Annotated in this window: 9 protein-coding genes; 8 read left to right on the forward strand and 1 reads right to left on the reverse strand. The window is 42.7% G+C overall.

The features are described 5' to 3' along the window. The first annotated feature begins 250 nt into the window (after nt 1-250). Together ACN6KS_RS12170 and ACN6KS_RS12175 are read left to right on the forward strand one after the other, a co-directional pair. Entirely contained in the window at nt 251-664 is a 414-nt protein-coding gene (locus tag ACN6KS_RS12170) for a DUF2500 domain-containing protein (RefSeq protein WP_440962095.1), read from the forward strand. Nucleotides 665-761: 97 nt separating this feature from the next. Continuing rightward, the gene (locus tag ACN6KS_RS12175; RefSeq protein ID WP_094868554.1) at nt 762-3,488 is read left to right on the forward strand and encodes a calcium-translocating P-type ATPase, SERCA-type; all 2,727 of its coding nucleotides are present in this window, start codon (nt 762-764) and stop codon (nt 3,486-3,488) included. Between the two features lie 94 nt (nt 3,489-3,582). On the opposite strand, the gene ACN6KS_RS12180 is transcribed toward ACN6KS_RS12175, so the two are convergent. Continuing rightward, complete coding sequence (locus tag ACN6KS_RS12180; protein ID WP_341134542.1) at nt 3,583-4,518, reverse strand: C40 family peptidase; 936 nt, start codon at nt 4,516-4,518, stop codon at nt 3,583-3,585. 324 nt (nt 4,519-4,842) lie between these two features. On the opposite strand from ACN6KS_RS12180, the gene ACN6KS_RS12185 reads away from it, so the two are divergent. From ACN6KS_RS12185 to ACN6KS_RS12210, 6 genes are all read left to right on the forward strand, one after another. Beyond that, nucleotides 4,843-5,913, forward strand: coding sequence for an ABC transporter substrate-binding protein (locus tag ACN6KS_RS12185; protein WP_094868556.1), 1,071 nt, complete (start codon nt 4,843-4,845; stop codon nt 5,911-5,913). 61 nt (nt 5,914-5,974) lie between these two features. Then, the gene (locus ACN6KS_RS12190) at nt 5,975-6,898 is read left to right on the forward strand and encodes an ABC transporter permease (protein ID WP_094868557.1); all 924 of its coding nucleotides are present in this window, start codon (nt 5,975-5,977) and stop codon (nt 6,896-6,898) included. Then, nucleotides 6,891-7,685, forward strand: a complete 795-nt coding sequence (locus tag ACN6KS_RS12195; protein WP_042187421.1) for an ABC transporter ATP-binding protein — start codon at nt 6,891-6,893, stop codon at nt 7,683-7,685. Before ACN6KS_RS12190 ends, ACN6KS_RS12195 begins: the two co-directional genes overlap by 8 nt. A 182-nt stretch (nt 7,686-7,867) precedes the next feature. After that, nucleotides 7,868-9,643 carry a sensor histidine kinase gene (locus tag ACN6KS_RS12200; RefSeq protein WP_094868559.1) on the forward strand — a complete coding sequence of 592 codons (1,776 nt, stop codon included), beginning with the start codon at nt 7,868-7,870 and terminating at the stop codon, nt 9,641-9,643. Then, entirely contained in the window at nt 9,636-11,204 is a 1,569-nt protein-coding gene (locus ACN6KS_RS12205) for a response regulator transcription factor (RefSeq protein WP_280785935.1), read from the forward strand. Before ACN6KS_RS12200 ends, ACN6KS_RS12205 begins: the two co-directional genes overlap by 8 nt. Before the next feature lie 120 nt (nt 11,205-11,324). Further along, nucleotides 11,325-12,662: an extracellular solute-binding protein gene (locus ACN6KS_RS12210; RefSeq protein ID WP_440962096.1), complete on the forward strand. Its 1,338-nt coding sequence runs from the start codon at nt 11,325-11,327 to the stop codon at nt 12,660-12,662. The last annotated feature ends 43 nt before the right edge of the window (nt 12,663-12,705 follow it).

Consider the following 12,705-nt stretch of genomic DNA (forward strand, 5'->3'; position numbering starts at 1 on the left):
CATCATTCCTAGAATTAGGACTATACGAAGAAACCAATGTAGTGACAAACGCGCTATATATTGCACCGAAATAACACCTCCCAACCGTATGTAGTATAAAAAGCATACCATACCTTTTCATTTGATTCCAAATGGTTTTGTGAAAAAAAATCATTTGAAAACGATGAAAACATGAAACCGAACGGGAATAATGACGTATTTCGTAGAAAAGAAGACTTTTATTATCTTTTATCAGTCAGGAGGAATAAATTTGAGCGAATGGCAGGATTTTAACGGTTTTGATGAACGAAGCTTTTTCGGGAATTTCATTCATGAGTTGCCCCTATTTTTTAAATTATTTGCTTTGTTAATTCTAGGTATTTTCGTTTTTATAATTTATAAATCAGTGAGAAGCTGGATGTCCAACAACGCAAGTCCTTTGATAAAAGCTAGCTCTAAAGCTGTGACGAAAAGGACTGAGGTATGGGGTGGATCGGGTGAATCGAGCGCACATACTAGCTATTATGTGACATTTGAGTTTGAGGATGGTGGACGTTTGGAACTGCAGGTTAGAGATCAGGATTACGGTCTGATTGTAGAAGGGGATCGAGGAGAACTCCTTTATCAAGGGACTAGATTCAAGAGCTTTGATCGAGTCAAGGAGACTGAACGGCTTAATTTCTAAAATTGTACATAACGTTCTAGAATCACTATGCCTTTTTTGGGTAAGACTCATATGAGAGGTTTTACCATAATCTCAATCCCGGAAGGAGGCTATTGTCTTGAACTCAAAGGATCCAAAATCGCAGGGGCAGGTACCTTTTCATACACTAAGTGAGGAAGAAGTGCTCAAAAGGCTGGAAACAAGGAAAGATGGTTTGTCTTCCGGTGAAGCCGCTAAACTTCTGGAGCAGTATGGGAAGAACGTACTTCAAGAAGCAAAAACCAAATCTCTGCTAGGGAAATTTATTGAACAATTTAAAAATGTAATGATCTTTATTTTGCTAGTAGCGGCAGTATTGTCTGGGGTTTTGGGAGAATGGACAGATACAGTCATTATTTTGTTAGTAGTCATCCTGAATGCGGTACTTGGCGTTATTCAGGAAAATAAGGCAGAGCAGGCGCTAGATGCCCTGAAAAGTATGTCTTCTCCACATGCCAGGGTGCGACGTGGAGGTCAGGTCTCTGAAATTAAAAGTGAAGACCTTGTACCTGGGGATATCGTATTGCTGGAAGCTGGAAATGTAGTTCCGGCGGATATTCGACTATTAGAAGCTGCTTCATTGAAAACGGAAGAAGCCGCATTAACCGGAGAATCATTGCCTTCAGAAAAGAAGGTAGGTGTGCTTGAGGGAACAGATATTGTTATCGGCGATCGCACCAATATGGCTTATATGAGCAGCAATGTAACTTACGGTAGAGCTGTTGGTGTAGTCACAGCTACAGGAATGCAGACTGAAGTCGGCAGGATTGCTGGGTTTATCTCGGAGGAAGAGAATGATGTAACACCGCTGCAAAAGAAACTGGATGAACTAGGAAAATATTTCACCTTTATTATTCTTGGTGTCTGTGTAGTTATTTTTGCCGTCGGTATATTTGAGGGTAGAGAGCTGCTGGATATGCTTCTCACCTCGATCTCACTTGCAGTTGCAGCGATTCCTGAAGGGCTGCCAGCCATTGTTACGATTATCTTGGCACTCGGTGTGCAGCGGATGGCTAAACGAAAAGCGATTATTCGCAAACTCCCCGCTGTAGAGACACTCGGAAGCACCGAAATTATTTGCTCTGACAAGACAGGTACTTTGACTCTAAACAAGATGACTGTCGAAAAAGTGCATGTCAATGGAACTACGAAAGAAGCTGCTGAAGGTCTTGAAGGGACACCGGGTGGTGAACTATTGCTTCAGGCTATGACGCTTTGTAATGATTCCAGCATTGACGAAGGGAATTCCTCTGAAGAACCTGGAGGGAATGAAGGAGCTAAGGACCCACAAACTAAGAGTGGTAAAGCGATTATCGGGGATCCTACGGAAACAGCGTTAGTGGACTACGCGCTCAGTATAGGTACTGACAAAAGGGATTTAGAAAAGAAATTCCCACGTAAAAATGAACTGCCATTTGACTCGGACCGCAAGCTGATGACGACGATTCATGAAGTTGAGAACGGACGTTATCGTGTGTTAACGAAAGGTGCACCAGATGTGCTTTTGTCCAAATGCAGCCATATCTACGTGGATGGAGAGATTGTTCCTTTTAAGGATGAACATTCACGACATATCATGGAATGTAATACAATGCTTGCGAATGATGCACTGCGAGTGTTGGCATTTGCTTTCAGAGATGAACAGCAGCTACCGACTAACCTTTCACCGGAAGCTACGGAGAAAGAACTTGTATTTATCGGTTTAGTTGGTATGATTGATCCTCCAAGAGAGGAAGTAAGAGATGCGGTAGCTATCTGTCGTAAAGCGGGGATTAGACCTGTAATGATTACAGGAGATCATCGAGATACTGCAGCGGCCATTGCTAAAAGATTAGGTATTATCGAAGATGAGACGGGCGTATTGACCGGCAGTGAGCTGGATAAATTCAGTGAAGAGGAATTTGCTGAGAAAGTCACTAATTATTCGGTTTATGCACGTGTATCTCCTGAACATAAAGTTCGGATCGTTAAGGCATGGAGGAAAAAAGGGAAAATTGTTGCCATGACGGGTGACGGTGTAAATGATGCTCCTGCGCTTAAATCATCAGATATCGGCGTCGGGATGGGAATCACAGGAACGGATGTAGCCAAGGGCGTCTCAGACATGGTACTAGCAGATGATAACTTTACGACCATAGTTGTTGCTGTTGAGGAAGGGCGGAAGGTTTACAGCAATATCCGTAAAGCAATCCAGTTCCTACTCTCGGCCAATCTTGGGGAAGTGCTCACGCTATTCATTGCAACCATGATCGGCTGGCGTATCCTCGAGCCAATTCATATTCTATGGATTAATCTTGTTACCGATACCCTACCGGCACTAGCTCTTGGGCTTGAGAAGGCGGGGGATGATTTGATGTCCAAGAAACCACGCAAAGCCAGTAGCAGTATCTTTGCTGGTGGCGTGGGAATCGGGATCATTTACCAGGGTATATTAGAGGCTGCTCTTACGCTGTTTGTATACCAGTGGGCACATACCCATTACAATGAGGGAATTGCGGTTACGATGGCATTCGCCACATTAGGATTACTGCAAATTTCTCATGCGTTTAACGTCAGATCCAATACGAAATCGTTGTTCCAGATTGGCTGGTTCAGCAATCGGTATATGCTGTGGGCATCACTGATTTCAACACTTATGCTGGTGCTGGTGATCATCATCCCAGGACTGAATGATTGGTTTGGTGTCTCACATTTAAGCGGGTTACAGTGGGGAATTGTAATTGCTGCAGCACTGGCGATTATAGTGATTGTAGAGTTTGTAAAGCTGTTTGTACGTTTAAGTGGCAAGGGCAAGAACTGGGATTAAGAATACCGCTTTATGCTGCAACAAAGAAGCCTGAACCCTTCCAAAGCGGAGGATTCAGGCTTTCTTTAGAGGTGCCTTTAGTCAGTGAATGTGGTTACAGAATGCGCTGCATATGCAGGATTACGTTGCTCCAATACCCTGAGTCGAGTTCACTGATCTGAACGCCGGGATCACCCCAGGTGTGAATGAACTTGCCGTCCCCAATGTAAATACCAACATGCCCTGGTATAGCATCACTTTCAAACCGACCTGGGACAGTGAAGAATATAAGATCGCCGACATCTAGTGCATTGCGTTGTACTCGAGAACCTATATTATCTTGATCCTTGGCAAGACGCGGTAAGTTTACACCGAATTGTTTGAATACATGCCTTGTAAAAGAAGAACAATCAAATTTCTTAGTCTCTTCATAAGGCCCGGTACCGAATTCATAAGGTACGCCTAAGAATTTTTTGGCATAAGTAACTAATTCCTTCTTGTCTGCTTCAGAAATACTTTGAATGCGAAATGGTTTAGCTTCATTTAGTGATTTAGCAGATGGCGTTTTTATAATAGCCTCATGGTCGGTCGGTGTGGCTATGTTGATTTCACCAGACTGAGGATTCCAACCCACTTCTGTTTGAAGAAATTTGGATAGAGCTAGCGGTGTGATATAGATTTGACCTTCTTGTCGTCTAGGTGCCTGCGGTAGTGTGATTTTCTCACCTAGGGAGAAGACTTGAGTAGAGCCAGGGCGCAGCATATACATAACATCACTGTAGCCAATTTTGGTGTATCCACCATGAGTAGTATCATCTTTCATTCGATAGCCGAGTGAAGTGATCGCAGGTTTGAGTGGAATCCAGTACTTTCCTTGAGCATCGGTGATGGCGGACTTTTCATAATAACTTGAGGCTTGCATACCATCGGGAGTTACAGCGTTTACCTTGGGTTTTTGTGATTGTGAAGAGTAACCGCATGCGGTACTTGATAAAACGGCAGCGAGCAATACAGTAGCAGTGGATAGTAATTTTTTGTGGTTATTAGGCATATGACACGCTCCATGTTCAAACTGTAGTTTAAGTTTGTGCAGGGGGCTATTTTTTATGTAATGAGGACCAAGGCAATCACTGTAAGACATAACCAAGTCCTTCCTATATTGGTGAGTTATGCGCTATAAAATTTGTAATCTATGGAAGTAGGATAAGTGATTGACGGATAAACAACCTCCATATAATATAGGTTTAATAGATTTCCATCATTATTGTGAGGTACGTGTAAGCTTATGCTTTAATGCTTTTATCGATAAAAGTGATAATGCTGAGTCGCTCACTTTGATGCACGCGTTAATAATCTAATGAAATGGGGTACTTTAATGAAAAAGAAAAACATTTTAATGGGTTTAAGCTTATGCTTCATGTTAGTAGCTGCTGGCTGTGGCAACAATAACGCCGCTGTAAACTCAGGCAACGCAACAAACACTGGTAATGCGCCAACGAATGCTGGAACTGCTGATTCCAAAACGTACAAAATCGCAATTTCGCAATACGTAGAACATCCATCACTTGATGCTACACGCGAAGGTATTCTTGCTGCTTTAAAGGATGCGGGGCTTGTTGAAGGAGAAAACCTGAAGGTTGACCTTGAGAATGCTCAAGCTGACCCAGCGAATAACTTGACCATTGCTCAGAAGATTGCTGGAGACACCAACGATTTGGTAGTAGCTATTGCGACACCTTCTGCTCAATCTGTTGTTCAAGCACTTAGTAAGTCAAGTAAGGATACTCCGATTCTGTTCGCAGCTGTGACTGATCCAATCGATGCAAAGATCGTTACTGATCTAGAGCATCCTGGGGGAAATGTTTCTGGTGTATCTGACACGAATCCTGAAGCTATCAATCGATTAATGCAATTTATTGCTACTCAATTTCCTAATGTGAAGAAGCTGGGCATTGTTATCAATGAAGGTGAACCGAATGCTGTAATTATGGCGGATATTGCTAAGAAAGAGCTGGATAAACATGGCATTGAGCTTGTGAAAGCAGCCATCACGAATACTTCTGAAGTGAAGCAAGCTGCTGAATCACTTGCTGGTCGTGTAGATGCATTCTATATTACTTTGGATAACACAGTTGTGAGTGCTGTGGATACGATCATTCAAACGGCTAATGATAAGAAAATTCCGTTCTTCTCCAGTGACCGGGATACCGTTGAAAAAGGCGCATTTGCAACCGTTGGGTTCAAATATTTCGATCATGGATACCAAGTTGGACAAATGGCAGTGGACATTCTGAAGAATGGTAAAAAGCCAGCAGATATGAAAGTAACGATGCAAGAAAAGCTCGATCTTATCCTTAATCTTAAAGCCGCTGCCGCACAAGGGATAGAAGTGACGGATGCGATGAAAAAAGAAGTTGCCGATCAAGCTAACAATATTATTCAATAAGACATTATATAGGGGCGTTTCCATAAGGGCGCCCCTTGACGCTTGAAGGGAGAAGACTTCTATGTATGATTCAATGCTCGGGGCTGTGGAGATGGGATTGCTCTATGCATTTATGGCTTTAGGGGTGTATATTACTTTTCGCATTTTGGATTTTCCTGATTTGACTGTAGATGGAAGCTTTACTACTGGCGGTGCAATTGCTGCCGTTATGATTACCAATGGTTATGCTCCCTGGTTAGCCACGCTTGCTGCTATTGCAGGTGGGATGCTGGCAGGAATGTGTACGGGTCTATTACATACGAAGGGCAAGATTAATGGATTGTTATCCGGTATTCTAATGATGATCGCACTTTATTCCATCAATCTGAGAATTTTTGGCGGCAAGCCTAACTGGTCACTAATGGGTGATACCACGTTGTTCACGTCCATCAATCCACTTCTTGTTCTTCCTTTTGTTGTTTTATTTGTGAAAATTCTAATGGATTTATTCTTGCGTACAGATCTTGGGCTTGCTTTAAGGGCTACCGGAGATAATGCAAGAATGATCCGTAGTCTGGGTGTAAACACAGATAATACGACCATTCTCGGCGTCAGCTTATCCAACGGAATGGTGGCACTTTCAGGTGCATTGATCACTCAGTATTCTACTTTTGCGGATTCCTCCATGGGTATAGGGATGATTGTTATCGGCTTAGCTTCGGTAATCATTGGTGAAGCCATTTTCGGTGCTGGAAATGTATTCCGTGCGACGTTGGCAGTTGTTCTGGGTTCTATTGTTTACCGAATCGTAGTTGCACTAGCCTTGTATGTACCATGGTTGAGACCTTCGGATCTTAAGCTGATTACGGCAATTATCGTTATTTTCGCACTTATATTCCCATCGATTCAGCGTTTCTTGAAGCAGAAGAATATGGCGCGTAAACGTTCGCTTGAATTAGCTGAACAAGCGCTTAGCAGCAAGAGAGGAGGCACCATCGATGCTTAAACTGGATAACGTATCTAAGCTGTTTAATCCTGGGACACCGGATGAGAAGATCGCGCTACTTGGCATTGATTTGGAGCTTCTTCCCGGTGACTTTGTCACCATTATTGGAAGTAACGGTGCTGGTAAGTCGACACTAATGAACATTATTTCTGGTGTGATGAAGCCGGATCTTGGTTCAGCGAGTATTGAAGGGAATTCGATTAGCCATTTAGCAGAATATCAGCGCAGTCGCTGGATCGGACGGGTTTTTCAGGACCCGATGGCAGGTACGGCTCCACGGATGACGATTGAAGAAAATTTAGCGATGGCTTTTAAAAGAGGGAAGAGTAGAGGATTATCGTTTGGTGTAAATGCAGCGAGACGGACGATGTTTCGTGAGGAGTTAAGCCGTCTTGGGATCGGACTTGAGAATCGTCTGCGAGCTAAGGTAGGATTATTATCTGGTGGGGAGAGACAAGCGCTGAGTTTGCTAATGGCAACCTTTACCCAGCCGCAAATCTTGTTATTAGACGAACATACAGCGGCACTTGATCCTTCACGAGCAGAGCTGATTACTAAACTAACAGAGTCTATCGTCCGTGAGATGAAGCTGACTACGCTTATGGTTACCCATAACATGGAACAGGCTATACGTCTTGGCAATCGTCTTATCATGATGGATAAGGGCCGTATTATCCTAGATATTGATGAAACAAGGAAAAAGGATCTTACGGTAGAACGCCTGCTTGGAGAATTTGAGACCATCAGTGGTCATAAACTGGCGGATGATCGAATGATGCTTGGATAGTCTTCTATAGGAGTGTCTTAGGCTCAGGATAAGGGCTTAAAGTGAATTCTGACTCTGGATTTCACTTTAAGTCCTTTTTGTTGTAAGTTTTCCCAAATGATTCAATATCATTTATGATAGGTTATAGTGACGATAAATATTAAATACCATAATAAGGCTTTAGAGTGAATTGGAGGATGCTTATGTTTTGGAGGAATGTTAGCGCTTACAGGAGTTCGGGTATTTTTAATAAAATGATATTGATCATTTCATTTTTGCTGCTGCTGTCCTTTCTGTTCTCTTTAACCGTCCTGCAGTATGTTTATCGAATTTATGACAAGCAAATCTATGAAAAGGCATCTGAAGTGCTGGGGATGTCATCTATCAGTATAGAGAGTACTTTAAGAGAGCTGGAACAACTTTCTTTTACAGTGGTCTCTGATGAGCAAATTCAGGAATGTCTTCGCCAGTTGCAGGATGATCCTCAACCGTATGAGCGGCAGGTCCTACATAATAAAATCATAAACAGGTTGGTTGCCTTTGCAGGAGCAGAGAAATACGTCTATTCCATGATGTTGTTGGATACGAATGGCGGTGCCATGACTGCGGGGAATCGGGAAGGTGTATCACAGGATCTTCAGGATCAATTAAAGCCTCTGGCTAAGGAAGCTAGCGGTAGTATTGTGTGGTATCCCCAAGGTAATAAGAATTCACTCCTGGCTGTTCGGCAGATTAAATCTTACACCGGATCAACCTTTACGCTGGACGATTTAGGGACGTTAGTCATTCGAATTCGGATTGATCGTATTATTGCAGATAGCACTAGTAACACTTCGGATGGCGATCAGTTGATTGTTGCAGATGCCACTTCAGGGCTAGCGGTTTATCCCCAAACTCCGATGTTGCTGCCAAATGAGCTTAAAGCGGAAACGGAACGTTCCGAACTTTATCGTACGGCTAAGTATGAAGAAGGAACATACTTTATAACGAAGACTAAATCATCTTATATGGAATGGATGTATATCAATGCGACCCCCTTCAATGAGATGTTCAAACATATTACTTTTGTAAAAAAATTGGTTGTCATCATATTCGCGCTCATCTTACTCATTGGATTACTCTTAGGCTATCGATTAGCCCGAAGTATTGTACGCCCGATTTCAAAGCTGACCAAAAATATGAAACAAATTGAAAAGGGAGATCTGGATAATTTGGAGGAACAGTCGCTTGGTGTCGTTTCGCAGACTGCGCAGGACGAGGTAAGTCAGCTTAACAGAACCTTTAAAATGATGATCCGCAGAATCAGAGAACTTATCGATGAGAATTATGCGAAGCAGCTCATTATTAGAGAGACCGAGCTTAAAGCACTGCAGGCACAGATCAATCCGCATTTTTTGTACAATACACTTGAGTCGATCAATTGGTTAGCGAAGATGAACAAACAAGCTAAAATCTCAGAAATGGTAGAAGCTCTCGGCTACTTGTTTCGGAGTTCGATCGGTCTTAAAGACCCTTTGATTACGATTGAAAAAGAGCTCACCATTGTACGTAATTATGTCATTATCCAGAAGACACGATTTGACGATAGACTGGATTTCCGCATGGAGTTTCCTGAACATTTGCATGACGCTTTAATCCCGAAGCTGACGCTTCAGCCGTTGATCGAGAATGCGATCCGATATGCTTTGGAGCCTAATATCGAGCCTTGCACGATTTCTATAACCGTGAGTGAGGAAGAACAGGGCCTTGATATTCGTGTTAGTGATAACGGGCCGGGGATGAGTGCCGAGTTCATCAAAGATTTACAGCAGGGAAGAGTTAAGACACGTGGCGAAGGCATTGGGTTAGCGAACATCGCAGAGCGTATTCAAATCGTATTTGGTCCAGCATGGGGTACAGTGATTGAAAGTGAGCCAGGTCAAGGAACGACAATACATGTACGTATACCTTATTTAAAAGGAGTGCAAGAGAATGTTTAAGTTACTGCTGGTTGACGATGAACGGTTGATACTAGAAGGCATATCTCAGGTAGTGGACTGGGCTCAGGCAGGAACGGAACTTGTGGGTACTGCGCGAAACGGGATAGAAGCCTTGGAGAAAATAGAGGAGCTTCGCCCTGAAATCGTGATTACTGATATTTCCATGCCCGGATTGGATGGACTAGGCTTGGTGCAGAAATGCAGTGAACGGTTTCCTGAGGTGAAGTTCGTTATGTTGACGGGGTATAAGGATTTTGACTACGCCTGTATCGCTATGCAGCATGGAGTGAAGCATTATCTGCTTAAGCCTTGCAACGAGAATCAAATTCATGATGCGTTAGTTGAACTGGTAGCAGAGCTGAATGAACTAAAAGGCCGGACGGAATTTGTAATTGATATGAAGCAGCGTTTTACTAAAGTTCTGCCGCATGTGAAGGAACAATTTTTGAAGGAATGGATCTCTAACAAGACATACGGGAGTCAAGATTTAGAGTATTATCAGGAGCTGCTTGGCATCGAATTAAATGACAAAGTGGTGCGTATGATCTTGTTCAGATTAGAAGGTTCTTATGAATATGAGCAACTATTTGCTTTGCAAAATATTGCACAGGATATGCTACAAGAAACGTTGCTTAGTACAAGGATAGGCGGATTTATTCTGACACTAATGGAAGTCGAAGGAGAGACTGCGCTGAATAGTACACTGCTTGAGCGAATTTCTGATGTAAGGAAAATGTTCTACAAATTTTATAAAGTGGATGTAACCATTGCGATTAGTGACGCGGACTTCATGATACATTCACGGAGATTGTATCGTCAGACCCTGCAATGTCTTAACCACTGTTTTTATATGGAAGAGGGAGGTCTAATCACAGGAAGTGATATTCCTAGTGATGAACTAAGCGGAAGAAATGACATTGAACTAGATGAAGAGCAACTCTGTCTGCTGATTAAGGCGGGCGAACAAAGTGCAGTAGAATTTGAATTAGAACGGTTATTTAATCTGCTAGCTGAACAGCGTGTGGATATTAATGTAACGCGTTCTTATGTTTTGCAATTGTATTCTGCGATGATACGTCTAGCCGTCCCTGATGAAAGAAATAACTTTACTTCAAGTATGGTGGAACTGGCTGAGATCAGGACTTTAAGTGGTCTTAAAACCTATGTAAAAGATGCTGCTGCTCGGTTGACAGCGATGTATGATCGTCATTTTCGGAGTCGCCAATCGTTAATCGTAGATAAAATGTTCAAGATTATTGCTGACGATTATAAAAATGCAGAACTGTCACTTAGCTCAGTAGCTGCTGAAATGTTATATATGAATCCTGATTATCTTGGGAAGATATTTAAGAAAATTACAGGGGAGAAGTTCTCTAACTACGTTACCAACTACCGGATTACTAAAGCATCGGAACATATTATGCATAGTGGTGATGTAAGAGTATTTGAACTCGCTGAAATGTTCGGCTTCGGTGGGAATGCACAGTATTTTAGTCAAGTGTTCAAAAAAGTAACTGGGCAGACACCCACAGATTTCATGAAACCCCCTCAAGCGAACTGATTATTGAACAAACAAGACGGTTTTTTGTATTCAACAATTACTGAATATTTGAGAAGATTTAAACATGAAAGCGCTACCTGAAGGGATCAGAGCCTTTACACTATTATAGGAAAAGGGGACATGAATTTGAAAAAGAGATTCGCTTTATTAGCCGTACCATTGTTGCTGTCATCCATGTTAGCCGGTTGTGGTGGAGGGAACAACAATAACAGTGCTGCCGCTACGGATTCTGCTACAAATGCTCCTTCGGAAACGAAGCCTGCAGCTACGACCTCAGCAGAACCGGTAACCCTGCGTATTGCTTGGTGGGGTGGAGACACACGACATTCTTATACACAACAAGTAATTGATATGTATGAAGCTAAATATCCGAATGTAACGATTGAGCCTGAATATGCTTCATTCGATGATTACTGGAAGAAGCTTGCCCCTCAAGCAGCGGCGAATCGACTTCCTGATATCGTTCAAATGGATATTTCTTATATTAATCAATATGGATCTAACGGACAGCTCGAAGATTTGAAGCCTTATTTAAACGCTCAGATACAAGTCAGTGATGTGAATGAGAACGTACTTAGTACTGGGGTGATTCATGAGAAGCAATTCGGAATTCCACTAGGCGTTAACGTACTTGGTTTTCAATATGACCCAGAATTGCTAAAGAAGGCAGGGGTGGATTCCATTCCTGAGAACTGGACTTGGGATCAGTACAAAGAACTTGCTGCGAAAGCTAAATCGGCTGGACTGTATATCGACGGTTCTATGGCAGCTGACGTATTCTTCAACTATTATCTGCGTACAAAAGGGCTGGCACTTTATAACAATGATGGTTCAGCACTTGGATATGAGGATGATGCCTTGTTCGCTGACTTTTTCGGAATGCTGTCTGGTTTAATTAAAGATGGAGCGGTTCCATCCCAAGACAAACTGAGCCAAAACAAAGGCGTTATCGAAGAGTCAGATATTGTTAAAGGAACAGGTATCGGCGTATGGCAATGGTCGAACCAATATGTTGCTTTGCAAATCGCTGTAAATCGTCCTATGGCACTGGCACAAATGCCGGGCCCAGATATGGAAAAAGGACTCTACATGCAGCCAAGTATGTATTGGTCAGTTACTTCTAACTCAAAAGTGAAGGAAGAAGCAGCGAAGTTCGTTGATTTCTGGATTAATGATCCCGAAGCCAACAACCTAATCAAAGGCGAACGTGGTGTGCCAATTTCAAGCAAAATCAAAGAATCTGTAGCCTCACAATTAACGGATTCCGGTAAGCAAGTATTTAAATTCGTAGCTGACATGGAGCCAACTACTTCTCCAATGAGTCCGCCAGTTGGATCGCCAGAGGTAGTAGCACTCCTTACAGACCTTGCTGAACAAATGAACTTCGGCAAAATTGACCCAGCTGCAGCCGCCGCACAGTTCCGAAAAGAAGCGAACGCTATTCTCTCCAGCCGGTAATAGAAGGTAACAGATAACTATACTGCGTCTAACATGGGAAACG

Origin of the sequence: Paenibacillus nitricinens, assembly GCF_052056485.1 — a bacterium.
Classification (GTDB): Bacteria; Bacillota; Bacilli; order Paenibacillales; family Paenibacillaceae; genus Paenibacillus_AQ; species Paenibacillus_AQ nitricinens.